The sequence below is a fragment of the Pseudomonas mediterranea CFBP 5447 genome (assembly GCF_000774145.1).
Lineage (GTDB): Bacteria > Pseudomonadota > Gammaproteobacteria > Pseudomonadales > Pseudomonadaceae > Aquipseudomonas > Aquipseudomonas mediterranea.
The window spans coordinates 215,629-231,329 of sequence record NZ_KN322985.1 but is presented as its reverse complement, the minus strand read 5'-3'; the positions used below and the strand labels follow the sequence as shown (position 1 = coordinate 231,329).

General features: G+C 62.1%; 12 protein-coding genes. 6 read left to right on the top strand and 6 right to left on the bottom strand.

Annotated elements, in window-relative coordinates:
• Positions 1-51 precede the first annotated feature (51 nt).
• Complete coding sequence (gene speE / locus N005_RS13305; protein ID WP_047701615.1) at positions 52-927, top strand: polyamine aminopropyltransferase; 876 nt, start codon at positions 52-54, stop codon at positions 925-927.
• A 397-nt stretch (positions 928-1,324) separates the two neighbouring features.
• Positions 1,325-3,421, top strand: coding sequence for an LTA synthase family protein (locus tag N005_RS13300; protein WP_047701614.1), 2,097 nt, complete (start codon positions 1,325-1,327; stop codon positions 3,419-3,421).
• 53 nt (positions 3,422-3,474) lie between these two features.
• Here the strand turns inward: N005_RS13300 and N005_RS28230 are convergent, their stop codons facing one another.
• Positions 3,475-3,627 (bottom strand): DUF3309 family protein, encoded by a 153-nt coding sequence (locus N005_RS28230; protein ID WP_018606531.1) that lies wholly within the window; start codon positions 3,625-3,627, stop codon positions 3,475-3,477.
• Between the two features lie 371 nt (positions 3,628-3,998).
• On the opposite strand from N005_RS28230, the gene N005_RS13290 reads away from it, so the two are divergent.
• The gene (locus tag N005_RS13290) at positions 3,999-4,814 is read left to right on the top strand and encodes an SDR family oxidoreductase (RefSeq protein ID WP_047701613.1); all 816 of its coding nucleotides are present in this window, start codon (positions 3,999-4,001) and stop codon (positions 4,812-4,814) included.
• 214 nt (positions 4,815-5,028) lie between these two features.
• A complete protein-coding gene (gene csrA / locus N005_RS13285) occupies positions 5,029-5,217 on the top strand; it encodes a carbon storage regulator CsrA (protein WP_047701612.1) in 189 nt (62 codons plus the stop codon).
• Here csrA and N005_RS13280 read toward each other — a convergent pair whose 3' ends face one another.
• From N005_RS13280 to mnmC, 5 genes are all read right to left on the bottom strand, one after another.
• The gene (locus N005_RS13280) at positions 5,218-5,445 is read right to left on the bottom strand and encodes a YheU family protein (RefSeq protein WP_024778700.1); all 228 of its coding nucleotides are present in this window, start codon (positions 5,443-5,445) and stop codon (positions 5,218-5,220) included. It lies immediately after the preceding gene.
• A 192-nt stretch (positions 5,446-5,637) separates the two neighbouring features.
• Entirely contained in the window at positions 5,638-6,828 is a 1,191-nt protein-coding gene (locus N005_RS13275) for an osmoprotectant NAGGN system M42 family peptidase (RefSeq protein WP_047701611.1), read from the bottom strand.
• Positions 6,829-6,970: 142 nt separating this feature from the next.
• A complete protein-coding gene (ngg, locus tag N005_RS13270; protein ID WP_047701610.1) occupies positions 6,971-8,716 on the bottom strand; it encodes an N-acetylglutaminylglutamine synthetase in 1,746 nt (581 codons plus the stop codon).
• Positions 8,717-8,719: 3 nt separating this feature from the next.
• Positions 8,720-10,492 carry an N-acetylglutaminylglutamine amidotransferase gene (locus tag N005_RS13265; RefSeq protein WP_047701609.1) on the bottom strand — a complete coding sequence of 591 codons (1,773 nt, stop codon included), beginning with the start codon at positions 10,490-10,492 and terminating at the stop codon, positions 8,720-8,722.
• Positions 10,493-10,754: 262 nt separating this feature from the next.
• On the bottom strand, positions 10,755-12,743 hold the full coding sequence (gene mnmC, locus N005_RS13260; RefSeq protein ID WP_047701608.1) for a bifunctional tRNA (5-methylaminomethyl-2-thiouridine)(34)-methyltransferase MnmC2/FAD-dependent 5-carboxymethylaminomethyl-2-thiouridine(34) oxidoreductase MnmC1: 1,989 nt from the start codon (positions 12,741-12,743) through the stop codon (positions 10,755-10,757).
• Positions 12,744-12,862: 119 nt separating this feature from the next.
• Here mnmC and pap point away from each other — a divergent pair, with 119 nt between their 5' ends.
• Together pap and N005_RS13250 are read left to right on the top strand one after the other, a co-directional pair.
• Positions 12,863-14,356, top strand: a complete 1,494-nt coding sequence (pap, locus tag N005_RS13255; protein WP_047701607.1) for a polyphosphate:AMP phosphotransferase — start codon at positions 12,863-12,865, stop codon at positions 14,354-14,356.
• Positions 14,357-14,459: 103 nt separating this feature from the next.
• Positions 14,460-15,644, top strand: a complete 1,185-nt coding sequence (locus tag N005_RS13250; protein WP_047701606.1) for a thiolase family protein — start codon at positions 14,460-14,462, stop codon at positions 15,642-15,644.
• Positions 15,645-15,701 lie beyond the last annotated feature (57 nt).

The window sequence follows — 15,701 nt, the reverse complement described above, 5'->3', positions numbered from 1 at the left end:
CCCCCATCGTCGTAGAATGCGCGCCTTTGTGAGCTATCGGAGCACCTGACCATGACGACCACCCCGACCGGCGACTACCTGGAAACCCTCTACGAAGGCTACGGCCAGCGTTTCCGGATGGATAAGCTGCTGCACGAAGTGCGTACCGAGCACCAGCACCTGGTGATCTTCGAGAATCCGCGCATGGGGCGAGTGATGGCGCTCGATGGCGTGATCCAGACCACCGAGGCCGATGAGTTCATCTACCACGAAATGCTCACCCACGTGCCCATCCTCGCCCACGGCAAGGCCAAGCGGGTGTTGATCATCGGTGGCGGTGATGGTGGCATGTTGCGGGAGGTGACCAAGCACTTGGGCGTCGAGCACATCACCATGGTGGAAATCGACGGCACCGTGGTGGACATGTGCAAGGAGTTCCTGCCCAACCATTCCAAGGGCGCCTACGACGACCCGCGGCTGAACCTGGTGATCGATGACGGCATGCGCTTCGTCTCCACCACCCAGGAGAAGTTCGACGTCATCATTTCCGACTCCACCGATCCGATCGGCCCGGGTGAAGTGCTGTTCTCGGAAAACTTCTACCAGGCTTGCCATCGCTGCCTGAACGATGGCGGCATCCTGGTGACCCAGAACGGCACGCCATTCATGCAGTTGGGCGAAGTGCAGACCACCGCCGGCCGCCTGCGAGGCCTGTTTGCCGACTGGCACTTCTACCAGGCGGCGGTGCCGACCTACATCGGCGGCGCCATGACTTTCGCCTGGGGCTCGACCGACAGCGCTTACCGCAAGCTCTCCCGTGAAACCCTGCATGAGCGGTTCATCGGCAGCGGCATCGTCACCCGCTACTACAACCCCGAGATTCATCTCGGTGCGTTTGCCATGCCGCAGTACGTGTTGCAGGCGATCAACAAGCCGAGTAACGACTGATTGGGCTGAGGGGGCTTTCTGTGGCGAGGGGATTCATCCCCGCTGGGCTGCTAAGCAGCCCCCACTAGTTGCAACTTGGTGTGTCAGGCTAATTGGGTTTCTGAATGGGGCTGCTGCGCAGCCCAGCGGGGATAAATCCCCTCGCCACAATGAGGGCGGCCTGATATTGAGGTTGGTTCAGGCATTTTGTGTTTCCAGATATTCATTGAACGAAATTTTCACAAAACCTTGCGGACAATTCCCCGCGCTTTTATTGCCGCCGGTTATTTAATGGCAATGCCTTAGCCGTTCGTGCAACATCTGCGCTCTTGCGCAAACCCCGGGCCAGGCTTTGGCCAGCGGCGGGTGCGCCTTTGTACTTTTTGTCACTCCAACTCCAATAGGGTCCTCAAACGACATGGCAATCCCGGACGCCCTGAGTCAGCAGCGAAGCACGCATCGCCTGCTGCAACCGACCGTCAAATCGCACCTGGCCTACACATTGCTCTGCGCCCTGGTGATGATGGTGATGTTCAGCCTGCTGCGCGTGGCGCTGCTGGTCTATAACCGCCAAATGATCCTCGACACCCCGGCCTCGACCTTCGTCGAAGCCTTCGCCAATGGCCTGCGTTTTGACCTGCGCCTGGTGGTTTACCTCTGCGTTCCGCTGCTGCTGGCGCTGTTCAGCGCTCGCGCCATGGCGGCCCGAGGCTTCTTTCGTTTCTGGCTGACCGTCACCTCCAGCATCGCGCTGTTCCTCGGCCTGATGGAGATGGACTTCTACCGTGAGTTCCACCAGCGCCTCAACGGCCTGGTCTTCCAGTATGTGAAGGAAGACCCGAAAACCGTGATGAGCATGCTCTGGTACGGTTTCCCGGTGGTGCGCTACCTGCTGGCCTGGGCCGGCGGCACCCTCATCCTGAGCCTGGCGTTCAAGGGCGCGGACCGTGCAACCCGTCCGCGCGGACCGTTCAGCGGCGGCAGCATCGGCACCCGCCAGATCGCCCCGTGGTACGGCCGGGTGGCGGTGTTCGTCGTCTGCCTGCTGGTGGCCGTGGTCGCGGCCCGTGGCACCTTGCGTCAAGGCCCGCCGCTGCGTTGGGGTGACGTCTATACCACCGATTCGAACTTCGCCAACCAGCTGGGCCTCAATGGCACGCTGTCGCTGGTGGCGGCGGCCAAGAGCCGCATGTCCGAAGACCGTGACAACATCTGGAAGGCCACTCTCGAGCAGCCGCTGGCCCAGCAGACTGTACGTGACATGCTGGTATTGCCCGACGACAAGCTGGTGGATACCGCCACTGCTGCCGTGCGTCGCGACTACATGCCGCCAGCCGACAAGACCCTGCCAATCAAGAACGTGGTTGTGATCCTCATGGAAAGCATGGCCGGTCACTCGGTGGGCGCCTTGGGCGCGCCGGGCAACATCACGCCTTACCTGGACAAGCTGTCCAAGGAAGGCCTGCTGTTCGACCGTTTCTTTTCCAACGGCACCCACACCCACCAAGGCATGTTCGCCACCATGGCGTGTTTCCCGAACCTGCCCGGCTTCGAATACCTGATGCAGACACCGGAAGGCAGCCACAAGCTGTCGGGCCTGCCGCAACTACTCAGCGCCCGTGACTACGACGATGTGTATGTCTACAACGGCGATTTTGCCTGGGACAACCAGTCGGGCTTCTTCAGCAACCAGGGCATGACCAACTTCATCGGGCGTAACGACTTCGTCAATCCGGTGTTTTCCGATCCGACCTGGGGCGTGTCCGATCAGGACATGTTCGACCGTGGCCTGATCGAGCTCAAGGCACGGGAAAACGGCAAGCCGTTCTATGCCCTGCTGCAGACCCTGTCCAACCACACGCCTTATGCACTGCCGACGCCGCTGCCGGTTGAACGGGTCACCGACCGTGGCAGCCTGAACGAACACCTGACCGCCATGCGCTACTCGGACTGGGCGCTGGGCCAGTTCTTCGAGAAGGCACGCAAGGAGCCCTATTTCAAGGAGACGCTGTTCGTCGTGGTGGGCGACCATGGTTTCGGTAACGAACGCCAGATCACCGAGATGGACCTGGGCCGCTTCAACGTGCCGATGCTGTTGATCGGTCCGGGCATCCAGGAAAAATTCGGCCAGCGTAACCACACCGTGGGTACCCAGGTCGACATCGTCCCTACCATCATGGGGCGGATCGGCGGACAGGTGCGCAACCAGTGCTGGGGCCGTGACCTGTTGAATCTGCCGCAGGGCGATACCGGTTTCGGTGTGATCAAGCCGTCGGGCAGTGATCAGACTACGGCGATCATCCAGGGCGACCGGATCCTGGTACTGCCGAAGGAGAAAGAGATGGGGCCGAAAATGTTCCGCTATGAACTGGGGGCCAACCCGCATGCGGAAGTCATTCCGGATGCACCAGATAGCGCCCAGATGAAGCTCAAGCTCGAGTCCTTCCTGCAAACCGCTACCAAGAGTCTGCTGGATAACACCGCTGGCGTAGTGGATGGAAAGCCGGACAGATGATCGGCAAATAAAAAAGAGGCCTTGAAAAAGGCCTCTTTTTTTTTGCCATTGATTTATATCTTGCCCAGTAACAGCAGTATCAACAGCACTACCAACACTACGCCGATGATGCCAGACGGGCCGTAACCCCAACTTCTGGAGTGCGGGAAGACCGGCAGGCCGCCGATCAGCAGGAGGATCAGGATAATGATCAGTATTGTGCCCATTGTTGATTTCCTTATTGGTCAGTTTTGGAGTGATACAACTTTCAACTGCCAGCACGCTGCATTAAATCCGGGCGGCTTAATAAGTCGGACCGTAACGTCCTGTAAAAAATTCAAAGTTTTTTAGTGCCTGTCGGGTATACGCAAAACCCTGTGGCGAGGGAGCTTGCTCCCGTTGGGCTGCGAAGCGGTCCCAGGATGTCGCGGCTGCGTAACCGAGCGGGAGCAAGCTCCCTCGCCACGGGAACCGCTGCCACAGACCTGCGCAACCTTTTTGCGGTTTGCCCCCGCCATTCAGCAATCTGATGGAGCGTGGGTCCCGCTGGCTCCTTCGCTACACTCGGCTCATCTCTCCGGAACAAAGGCTGTTTCCTATGCAAAATCGCATGATGATCACCGGCGCCGGCTCGGGCCTGGGCCGCGAAATCGCGCTGCGCTGGGCCCGCGAAGGCTGGCGCCTGGCCTTGTCGGATGTCAGTGAGCCAGGCCTCCAGGAAACCCTCAGGCTGGTGCGCGACGTCGGTGGCGACGGCTTTGTCCAACGCTGCGATGTACGTGACTACAGTCAGTTGACGGCGTTTGCCCAGGCTTGCGAAGAGAAGCTCGGCGGCATCGACATCATCGTCAACAATGCTGGCGTGGCCTCGGGCGGGTTCTTCAGTGAATTGTCCCTGGAGGACTGGGACTGGCAGATTGCGATCAACCTGATGGGGGTGGTCAAGGGGTGCAAGGCGTTCCTGCCGTTGCTGGAAAAGAGCCGCGGCAAGATCATCAACATCGCTTCCATGGCGGCGCTGATGCAGGGGCCGGCCATGAGTAACTACAACGTGGCCAAGGCTGGCGTGGTGGCGTTGTCGGAAAGCCTGCTGGTCGAACTGGCGCAGCAGGAAATCGGTGTGCACGTGGTTTGTCCGTCGTTTTTCCAGACCAACTTGCTGGACTCCTTCCGTGGTCCGACCCCGGCCATGAAGGCCCAGGTGGGCAAGTTGCTGGAAAGCTCGCCCATCACCGCCGCCGACATCGCTGACTACATCTTCCAGCAGGTCGCCAAGGGTGAGTTCATGATCCTGCCCCACGAACAGGGGCGCATGGCCTGGGCAATGAAACAGAAGAACCCACAGATGCTGTACGACGAAATGACCGTCATGGCCGACAAGATGCGCGCCAAAGCCAGGCAGAACCCAACTTGACCTGCAAAGGCGCTGTCCTCAGGATGGCGCCATCCTCCTGCTGGACATCGTTGCTCGGGTCTTGAAAACGTCGTGGTCCGACCCGTTTTGCAGGAAGTTTCCTTCAGTTTCCAGAGTCTTGTTTGTAGGGGGTTACTGAATTCTCGCCCGCATCTTGTGAACAGGAAACAGGCCGGGCATGGTCAAGGTCCAGACCTTCTTAAGGACAAGAACCATGCTCGTACTCAGCCGTGCCGTGGGTGAACTGATTTCCATCGGTGATGATATTTCCGTTCGTGTGCTGTCGGTCAACGGCACCACCGTTCGGTTTGGCGTGGAAGCGCCGCGTCACATCGATGTTCATCGCTTCGAGATATACGAAAAGATCCAGAGAAAGAAGAACCAGGTCGCCCGCAAGGCGTGATCAGTCAAACAGGTGCTTGGGCACGTCGTGCTTGAGCATCAATTGGCATTGCTCGCTTTCCGGATCGAAGACGATCATTGCCTGGCCCTTGGTCAACGCCTGCCTGACGCGAAGCACGCGGGTTTCCAGGGGCGTGTCGTCGCCGTTGTCGGTGCCGTCGCGGGTCACGAAATCCTCGATCAGGCGAGTGAGCGTGTCGACTTCGAGTTGGTCGTGGGGGATCAGCATGGGGGTACCTCGGCTGGATGATGTCGCGATGCTACGGCCAATGGGGCTTTGCGGCTAGCCTTGGGTTCTGTTGTGCCTGTGCTGGCCTCATCGCGAGCAGACTCGCTCCCACAGGGGGGGCGTGGCGCAGGGCCATTGTGGGAGCGAGCCTGCTCGCGATGAGGTCAGAACAGGCACTGAAACTCCTGACTGTCAGTTATCCGAACGCTGCCCCACCAGGCTGTCCACCGAAGGCACTCGGGTATCGCTTTCCATCTGCGCATCGTGTTCGATCTGGTGGCTGAAGCGGTCCAGCGAACCCTGGGCCGGTTGCGCATCGCTGGCGAACACCGGCGGGCTGAGGATGTAGGCACCGAGCAGCCGACTGAGGGCGGCCAGGCTGTCGATATGGGTGCGTTCGTAGCCATGGGTGGCATCGCAGCCGAAGGCGAGCAGGGCGGTGCGGATGTCATGGCCGGCGGTGATGGCTGAGTGGGCGTCGCTGAAGTAGTAGCGGAACAGGTCGCGGCGTGCCGGCAGTTCGTTCTCCTTGGCCAGTTTCAGCAAGTGTCGTGACAGGTGATAGTCGTAGGGCCCGCCGGAGTCCTGCATCGCCACGCTGACGGCGTGTTCGCTGGAGTGCTGGCCGGGTGCGACCGGGGCGATATCGATGCCGACGAACTCGCTGACATCCCAGGGCAGCGCGGCCGCCGCGCCACTGCCGGTTTCCTCGGTGATGGTGAACAATGGGTGGCAATCGATCAGCAGTTCTTCGCCGCTGTCGACAATCGCCTTGAGCGCCGCCAGCAGCGCCGCGACCCCGGCCTTGTCGTCCAGGTGACGGGCGCTGATGTGACCGCTCTCGGTGAACTCAGGCAGGGGATCGAAGGCGACGTAATCGCCGACGCCCACCCCCAGGGTTTCGCAATCGGCCCGGGTGGCGCAGTACGCGTCCAGGCGCAATTCGATGTGATCCCAACTGATGGGCATTTCATCCACCGCAGTGTTGAAGGCATGCCCGGACGCCATCAAGGGCAACACGCTGCCGCGTATCACGCCGGTGTCGGTGAACAGGCTGACCCGGCTGCCTTCGGCAAACCGGCTGGACCAGCAGCCCACCGGCGCCAGGGTGAGGCGACCATTGTCCTTAATGGCCCGCACGGTGGCGCCAATGGTGTCCAGGTGGGCCGAGACGGCCCGGTCGGGGCTGTTCTTGCGACCCTTGAGGGTGGCGCGGATCGTACCGCGGCGGGTCATTTCGAAAGGAATACCCAACTCTTCGAGGCGTTCGGCGACATAGCGCACGATGGTGTCGGTGAAGCCGGTCGGGCTGGGGATGGCGAGCATTTCCAGCAGGACTTTCTGCAGGTATTCGAGATTCGGTTCGGGGATTTTGCTGATCATGGAAACTCCTGAACGGTTGAGTATCCGATCGTTCCCACGCTCTGCGTGGGAATGCAGCCGCTGACGCTCTGCGTCATCCGGACGCGGAGCGTCCCTTGAGGCATTCCCACGCGGAGCGTGGGAACGATCAGTACACTGGGTGTCAGACCACCCCCTGGCTATGGGGAAACAGCAGATCCACAAAGCGTTCGGCGGTGGGTTGTGGTTCGTGGTTGGCCAGGCCAGCGCGTTCGTTGGCTTCGATGAACACGTACTCGGGTTGATCGGCAGCCGGCACCAGCAGGTCGAGGCCGACCATGGGGATGTCCAGGGCGCGTGCTGCCCGCACCGCCGCATCAGCCAGGGTGGGGTGGAGCGTATCGGTGACGTCTTCCAGGATACCGCCGGTGTGAAGGTTCGCTGTGCGTCGTACGAACAAATGCTCACCGGCCGGCAGCACACTGTCGTAGTCATACCCTGCAGCACTCAGCGTGCGTTGGGTTTCCGCATCCATCGGAATCTTGCTCTCCCCTCCGGTGGCCGCCTGCCGCCGCCGGCTCTGGGCTTCGATCAAGGCACCGATGGTGTGCTGGCCATCGCCGATGACTTCTGCGGGACGTCTGATCGCCGCAGCCACCACTTCAAAGTTGATCACCAGGATGCGCAGGTCGAGCCCTTCGTGAAAACTTTCCAGCAGCACTCGGCTATCGAACTGCCGGGCGGCTTCGATGGCGCTCTGCACTTCTTCGATGGTGCGCAGGTCCACCGCTACGCCCTGGCCCTGTTCACCGTCCAGGGGCTTGACTACCACCCGCTCGTGTTCATCGAGAAACGCCAGATTGTCATCGGCATTGCCTGCCAACTGTTGCGCCGGCAGGTTCAGGCCGGCGTTCTTCAACACTTTGTGCGTCAGGCTCTTGTTCTGGCACAACGTCATGCTGATGGCGCTGGTCAGGTCGCTCAAGGATTCGCGGCAACGCACCCGACGGCTGCCGTGGATCAGGGTGAACAAACCGCCCTCGGCGTCGTCCACTTGCACTTCGATGCCCCGGCGGTGCGCCTCCTCGACAATGATCCGCGCATAGGGGTTGAACTGTGCCTCGGGTCCGGGCCCCAGGAACAGCGGCTGGTTGATGCCGTTCTTGCGCTTGATGGCGAAGGTCGAGAGGTTGCGGAAACCGAGCTTGGCGTAGAGGTTCTTGGCCAGGCGATTGTCATGCAGGACCGACAGGTCGAGGTAGCTCAGGCCACGGCTCATGAAATGCTCGATGAGATGACGTACCAGCACTTCTCCGACACCTGGCCGTGAACACTGCGGGTCCACCGCCAGGCACCAGAGGCTGCTGCCATTTTCCGGGTCGTTGAAGGCTTTCTGGTGATTGAGGCCCATGACGCTGCCGATGACTGCGCCACTGTCATCGTCTTCGGCCAGCCAGTAGACCGGCCCGCCCTGATGGCGCGGCGTCAGGCGCTGGGGATCGACCGGCAGCATGCCGCGGGCCTGGTAAAGCTGGTTGATGGCTTGCCAATCGGCGTCGTTCTGCGCCCGGCGAATCCGGAAGCCGCGAAACACCCGCGTGGCCTGCCGATAGTCGCTGAACCACAGGCGCAACGTGTCGGAAGGGTCGAGGAACAATTGCGCTGGCTCCAGTCCCAGCACTTGCTGGGGGGCCGCGACGTACAGGGCAATGTCACGTTCGCCGGGTTGTTCGTTGAGCAGTTCCTGGCCCAGGGTCGCCGGGTCCGGGAAGGTATGGCCGATCAGCAATCGGCCCCAACCGCAATGCACCGCGATAGGAGCGGCGCCCAGTTCGCTGCCGTCTACCGCCAGGCGCGCCTGCAAGCGTTCATAGGAAGGCGCCTGGCCGCGCAACAGCCGTTGATTGTGAAGCGTCGTGTGGGGTTTCATCGATCAGATTCCTTGCTCGCTGAGCCACAGGTTCAGCGCCGCCAGTTGCCACAGGCGGGAGCCGCGCAGCGGGGTAAGCTGGCCGTTGGGGTCGGTGAGCAGGCGGTCGAGCATGGCCGGGTTGAACAGGCCGCGATCCTGGCTCGGATCCAGCAGCAGTTCGCGGACCCAGGCCAGGGTGTTGCCTTCCAGGTGTTTGAGGCCCGGCACCGGGAAATAGCCTTTCTTGCGATCGATCACTTCGCCGGGGATCACCCGCCGGGCGGCTTCCTTGAGGACTTGCTTGCCGCCATCGGGCAACTTGAATTTCGCCGGGACCCGGGCCGAGAGTTCCACCAGTCGGTAATCCAGGAACGGCGTGCGTGCTTCCAGGCCCCAGGCCATGGTCATGTTGTCGACACGCTTGACCGGGTCGTCCACCAGCATCACGGTGCTGTCCAGGCGCAGGGCTTTATCCACCGCTGCATCGGCGCCCGGTTGAGCAAAATGCGCTTTGACGAAGTCACCGGCGGCGTCGTTGGCCGTCAGCCATTTTGGCTGCACCGTGGCGGCGTATTCCTCGTAGCTGCGATCGAAGAACGCGGCGCGATAGGCCGCGTAGGGATCGCTGGCGCCATCCACTTGTGGATACCAGTGGTAACCGGCGAACAGTTCGTCGGCGCCCTGGCCGCTTTGCACCACTTTGCAATGCTTGGCGACCTCCCGCGACAGCAGGTAAAAAGCGATGCAGTCATGGCTGACCATAGGCTCGCTCATGGCGCGGAAGGCCGCCGGCAGTTGCTCGATGATCTCTTTTTCGTCGATGCGCAGCTGATGATGGCGGGTGCCGTAATGCTTGGCGATCAGGTCCGAATACTGGAACTCGTCACCGCGTTCGCCGCCGGCATCCTGGAAGCCGATGGAGAACGTGGACAGGTCTTCCACGCCGACTTCACGCAGCAAGCCCACCAGCATGCTCGAGTCCACGCCACCGGAAAGCAGCACCCCTACGTCCACGGCGGCCCGCTGGCGGATGGCAACGGCTTCTCGGGTGCTGTCGAGCACGCGGTCGATCCAGTCTTCCAGGGTCAGGTCCTGTTCATCGGGGCGTGGGCCGTAGGGCAAGGTCCACCAGGTTTTCTGCTCGATGCTGCCATCGGCTTCTACCCGCATCCATGTGGCTGGCGGCAGTTTTTCAATGCCGGCCAGCAGGGTGCGGGGCGCCGGGACCACGGCATGGAAATTCAGGTAGTGATTGAGGGCGACCGGGTCGAGCATCGGGCTGATGTCGCCGCCCTTGAGCAGCGCCGGCAACGCCGAGGCAAAGCGCAGGCGCTGGCCGGTGCGGGAGAGATACAGAGGCTTGACGCCGAGACGGTCGCGGGCAATGAACAGGCGTTTGGCATCGCGCTCCCAGATGGCGAAGGCAAACATGCCGTTGAGCTTGGGCAACAGCGCTTCGCCCCAGGCGTGATAGCCCTTGAGCAATACTTCGGTGTCGCCACCGGAGCAGAAGGCGTAGCCCAACGCTTCCAGTTCGGCGCGCAATTCGGGGTAGTTGTAAATCGCGCCGTTGAAGGCCAGCGACAGGCCCAGTTGATTGTCGATCATCGGCTGGGCCGAGGCATCGGACAAGTCCATGATTTTCAGGCGCCGGTGGCCCAGGGCAATCGGGCCCTGGCTATGGAAACCCCACGCATCGGGGCCGCGAGGCGCCAGGTGATGGGTCATTCGCTCTACGGCCGCAAGGTCCGCAGGTTGTTGATCGAAACGTAACTCTCCAGCTAATCCGCACATAAGTCCTTACCGGTTTTTCCGTTGGGGAGGGGGGCGCCGAAATGGCGGGTACCCTGGAACTGACCGGTGGGATTGCCGTGAGTTTTAGATCGATGCGTTATAAGCCGACCGGCGGGCACGGCTTGGCGGGGTGTCGCTTGGCCCATGTGGGAGCGAGCGTGCTCGCGATGGCGGCGGCATGGTCAACGTTAAAGTCAGCCGATCCACTGCCATCGCGAGCAGGCTCGCTCCCACAGGTTTGGTGGTGGGCATTGAGGTCGCGTCAGGCCTTGCCGCGAATCAATGTCCGCAGCGCAAACCGGTTCGGATGGCAGGCCTCGGCCACGCTTCGGGGCAATGGCAGGGGTTCGTTGTCCAGCCAGGCGGCGATCAGTTCGCCGGACAGCGGCGCGGTGATCAGGCCGCGGGAGCCGTGGCCGCTGTTGACGTACAGGCCATCGAGCCAGGGGCAGGGGGTGTCGGGGACCTGACGGGCATCTTTGCTCAGGGCTTGATACGCCTCGGTAAATGCCCGGTTGTCCGCCACCGGACCGACAATCGGTAAGTAGTCCGGGCTGGTGCAACGGAACGCCGCACGGCCTTCGAGCTGTTCCGGAACCAGGTTGCCGGCGTCCAGGCGGTCCACCAGGTCGAGAGAGATTTCTTCGAGCATTTGCAAATTGCCGGCATGTTCGGCGGCGGTGGGCGTCAAGTCAGCGCTCTTGAAGTCGAAACTGGCGCCCAGCGTATGTTCGCCCATTCGCGGCGGGGCCACGTAGCCCTCGGCGCAGACCACCGTGCGCAGGACCTGGCTGCGGTCGGTCTGCGACAGGCGGGTGATTTGTCCGCGTATGCGCTTGAGGGGCAACTCGGCGGCCGCTTCGAAACGTTTGATCTCGGCGGCGCTGGCCAGGATCGCCACCGGTGCGCTGGCCAGGCAGCGCTCACCATCCCAGGCTTGCCACTGGCCATCGACGCGACGCAGATCCAGCACTTCATGATGGGGCAACACTTCGACCAACGGGTCCGAGGCCTGCCAGCGGCACAGCGCCGGCGGATGCACCCAACCCCCTTCCGGGTAGAACAGACCGCCACAGGCCAGGCCGATGCCGGACAGCGCTTCGGCTTCGGGTTGCTCCAGTGTGCGCAACAAATCAGGCGGGAACGCCGCGGCCAGTTGCGCCTGGCGTTCGGCTTCCTTGTGGTTGAAGGCCAACTGCAAGACACCGCAGCCGTCCCAATCCATGCCCTTTTGCAGATGTTCCAGCAAGCGCCGGGTGTAGCCGAAACCGCTGAGGATCATTTGCGACAACGCCGTGCCGTGGGCGGACAGCTTGAGGTACAACACCCCCTGGGGGTTGCCGGACGCTTCCTCGGCCAACCCGGCATGCCGTTCCAGCAAGGTCACCTGCCAGCCGCGGGCCGCGAGGCTCGCCGCGCTGGCGCAACCGGCCAGTCCACCGCCGATCACCAGGGCCCGGCGCTCGCCGGTGAGCGGCGCGGGGCGGGCGTACCAGGGTTTTGCCGGAACGGGAGCAGCCTGCTCCTGTGATTCCGGCCAGCCAAGGAATACGCCCCGTAGGATTTCCCATTTATGCCCGATACCCGGCGTGCGCTTCATCTTGAAGCCCGCCGCATTCAACAATCGCCGCACCCAACCGGTGCTGGTGAAGGTACTCAGGGTGGCCCCGGGCGCCGCCAGCCGGGCCAGTTCGGCGAACAGCTCGGCGGTCCACATGTCGGGGTTCTTGGCCGGTGCGAAGCCATCCAGGAACCAGGCGTCGATGTGTCCGTCCAGTTGCGGCAACTGCTCCAGGGCGTCGCCGATCATCAAGGTCAGGGTCACCCGTCCGCCCGCCAGCGTCAGGCGCTGGAAACCTTGATGGATCGCAATGTACTGCCCCAGCAACTGATCGGCCTGAAGCTTGAGTGACGGCCACAGGGCAAGGGCCCGGCGCAGGTCTTGCGGGCTCAGGGGGTATTTTTCGACACTGACAAAATGCAGTCGCGCCCCGGCAGGCGCGCATTGTTCGAACAACTGCCAGGCACAGAGGAAATTCAATCCGGTGCCGAACCCGGTCTCGCCGATCACCAGCCGCCCATGGTCCGGCAGCGCAGCGAAGCGCTCGGCCAGGTTGTTCTGCTCAAGGAACACATAGCGGGTTTCTTCCAGCCCCGATTGGTCGGAGAAATACACATCGTCGAACACCCGGGAACGGGGCAGACCCTGGTCATCCCAATCGAGTTGGGCGTGGTGCTGTATGGCGGGCATGGCGGGCTCGGTGAATTCCGGGACGCTATTCTAGCCCGAGGCTGGTAACTGCGCAGGAGCTCCTACACATCGCGGCATCCAATCCGCTAGTCTTGCCCCAATCCCAGAAGGAGCTGCCTATGTTCGAATCCGCCGAAATCGGTCACGCCATCGATAAAGACACCTTTGAGGCCGAAGTGCCGGCACTGCGTGAGGCGCTGCTCGAAGCCCAGTTCGAGTTGCATCAGCAGAGCCGTTTCCCGGTCATCGTGCTGATCAACGGTATCGAGGGCGCGGGCAAGGGCGAGACGGTGAAGTTGCTCAACGAGTGGATGGACCCGCGGCTGATCGAAGTGCGCACCTTCGATCAGCAGACCGATGAAGAGCTGGCGCGGCCGCCGGCCTGGCGTTATTGGCGGATGTTGCCGGCCAAGGGGCGCATGGGGATTTTCTTCGGCAACTGGTACAGCCAGATGCTACAGGGCCGGGTCCACGGCGAGTTCAAGGACCCTCGGCTCGACCAGGCGATCAATGCCGCCGAGCGCCTGGAAAAAATGCTCTGCGATGAAGGCGCGCTGATCTTCAAGTTCTGGTTCCATCTGTCCAAGAAGCAGATGAAAGCCCGGCTCAAGGGGCTCAAGGATGACCCGTTGCACAGTTGGCGCATCAGTCCGCTGGACTGGCAGCAATCCCAGACCTACGACAAGTTCGTCAAGTACGGCGAGCGGGTACTGCGCCGGACCAGTCGCGATTACGCGCCGTGGCATGTGATCGAGGGCGTGGACACCTGTTATCGCAGCCTCACGGTCGGCAGGATCCTGCTCGAAGGCATGCGCCAGGCGCTGGATCGACCGAAGATCAAGCCGGAAAAGGTCAGCGTGGCACCGCTGCCGGCATTGGATGACCAGGTGACCTTGATCGACAGCCTGGACATGACCCTGCGGCTGGACAAGGACGACTATGAGGAACAACTGATCACCGAGCAGGCCCGGTTTGCCGGCTTGCTGCGGGACAAGCGCATGCGCCGGCACGCCCTGGTGGCGGTGTTCGAAGGCAACGATGCGGCGGGCAAGGGCGGGGCGATCCGGCGGGTCGCGGCGGCGCTCGATCCACGCCAGTACAGCATCGTGCCGATTGCCGCGCCCACTGAAGAAGAGCGTGCTCATCCCTACATGTGGCGGTTCTGGCGGCATATTCCGGCGCGGGGCAAATTCACTGTATTCGACCGCTCCTGGTACGGCCGGGTATTGGTGGAGCGGGTCGAAGGCTTCTGCAGTCGGGCCGACTGGCTGCGGGCCTATGGCGAGATCAATGATTTCGAAGAGCAGATTGCCGACGCCGGTGTGGTGGTGGTCAAGTTCTGGCTGGCCATCGACAAGGAGACTCAGCTCGAGCGCTTCCAGGAGCGCGAGGAAATCCCCTTCAAGCGCTTCAAGATCACCGAGGACGACTGGCGCAACCGTGACAAGTGGGATGCCTATCGGGCGGCGGTGTGCGACATGGTCGACCGCACGAGTACTGAAATATCCCCCTGGACCCTGGTCGAAGCCAATGACAAGCGCTGGGCCCGGGTCAAGGTATTGCGCACCCTCAACGAGGCGCTGGAGGCCGCGTTCAAGCGCAGCAGGAAGTAGCGCGATGAAGACGCATATGCGGGGTGAATGATTGTCGCGGCGGGTTATGGAGTGGATTTATGCTCGATCCATTCTTGACCGTCTACAACAATGAGGAACCGCCATGCGAGAAGTAGTGATCGTCGACAGCGTACGGACTGGCCTGGCCAAGTCGTTTCGCGGCAAGTTCAACATGACCCGCCCGGACGACATGGCGGCCCATTGCGTCAATGCGCTGTTGACGCGCAATGACATCGACCCGGCCAGTGTCGAAGACTGCATCGTCGGTGCCGGCTCCAACGAGGGTGCCCAGGGCTACAACATCGGCCGTAACGTGGCGGTGCTCTCCCGACTGGGCATCGGCACCGCCGGCATGACCCTCAACCGCTTCTGTTCCTCGGGCCTGCAGGCCATCGCCATTGCCGCCAACCAGATTGCCTCCGGTTGCAGCGACATCATCGTTGCCGGTGGCGTGGAGTCCATCAGCCTGACGATGAAAAGCGTCAACACCGACAACCTGATCAACCCGCTGCTCAAGGAACAGGTACCGGGGATCTATTTCCCCATGGGCCAGACCGCCGAGATCGTCGCCCGCCGTTACCAGGTCAGCCGCGAAGCACAGGACCGCTACGCCTTGCAGAGCCAGCAACGGACTGCCCGGGCCCAGGCGGCCGGGCTGTTCGATGACGAGATCGTACCGATGGCGGTCAAGTACAAGATGGAGGATAAGAACACCGGTGCGGTGCAGATTCTTGACGGCGTGGTCGACCGCGACGATTGCAACCGCCCGGACACCACCTACGAAAGCCTGGCCGGGCTGAAGCCGGTGTTTGCCGAAGACGGTTCGGTGACGGCGGGCAACTCATCGCAATTGTCCGACGGCGCCTCGATGACCCTGGTGATGAGCCTGGAAAAAGCCCTGGCGCTGGGACTCAAGCCCAAGGCGTTTTTTCGCGGTTTCACCGTGGCCGGTTGCGCGCCGGACGAAATGGGCATCGGTCCGGTGTTTTCAGTGCCGAAACTGCTTAAGGCCAAGGGCTTGCGGATCGCCGATATCGATGTGTGGGAGCTCAACGAGGCGTTCGCGTCCCAGTGCCTGTACAGCCGCGATCGCCTGGAAATCGATAATGAGAAATACAACGTCAACGGCGGCTCGATTGCCATCGGCCATCCGTTCGGCATGACCGGCTCGCGCCAGGTCGGCCACTTGGTGCGGGAGCTGCAACGGCGCAACCTGCGCTATGGCATCGTGACCATGTGCGTGGGCGGCGGGATGGGGGCGACGGGGTTGTTCGAGGCGGTCAGATGACCTGAGGGCTTTTGTGGCGAGGGGATTTATCCCCGCTGGGCTGCGTAGCAGCCCCAC

Coding starts and splice junctions, on each gene's coding strand:
- pap (WP_047701607.1), top strand. CDS start 12,863: ATGTTCGAATCCGCCGAAATCGGTCACGCCATCGATAAAGACACCTTT.
- N005_RS28230 (WP_018606531.1), bottom strand. CDS start 3,627: ATGGGCACAATACTGATCATTATCCTGATCCTCCTGCTGATCGGCGGC.
- N005_RS13265 (WP_047701609.1), bottom strand. CDS start 10,492: ATGTGCGGATTAGCTGGAGAGTTACGTTTCGATCAACAACCTGCGGAC.
- ngg (WP_047701610.1), bottom strand. CDS start 8,716: ATGAAACCCCACACGACGCTTCACAATCAACGGCTGTTGCGCGGCCAG.
- N005_RS13250 (WP_047701606.1), top strand. CDS start 14,460: ATGCGAGAAGTAGTGATCGTCGACAGCGTACGGACTGGCCTGGCCAAG.
- csrA (WP_047701612.1), top strand. CDS start 5,029: ATGCTCGTACTCAGCCGTGCCGTGGGTGAACTGATTTCCATCGGTGAT.
- N005_RS13280 (WP_024778700.1), bottom strand. CDS start 5,445: ATGCTGATCCCCCACGACCAACTCGAAGTCGACACGCTCACTCGCCTG.
- N005_RS13275 (WP_047701611.1), bottom strand. CDS start 6,828: ATGATCAGCAAAATCCCCGAACCGAATCTCGAATACCTGCAGAAAGTC.
- N005_RS13290 (WP_047701613.1), top strand. CDS start 3,999: ATGCAAAATCGCATGATGATCACCGGCGCCGGCTCGGGCCTGGGCCGC.
- speE (WP_047701615.1), top strand. CDS start 52: ATGACGACCACCCCGACCGGCGACTACCTGGAAACCCTCTACGAAGGC.
- mnmC (WP_047701608.1), bottom strand. CDS start 12,743: ATGCCCGCCATACAGCACCACGCCCAACTCGATTGGGATGACCAGGGT.
- N005_RS13300 (WP_047701614.1), top strand. CDS start 1,325: ATGGCAATCCCGGACGCCCTGAGTCAGCAGCGAAGCACGCATCGCCTG.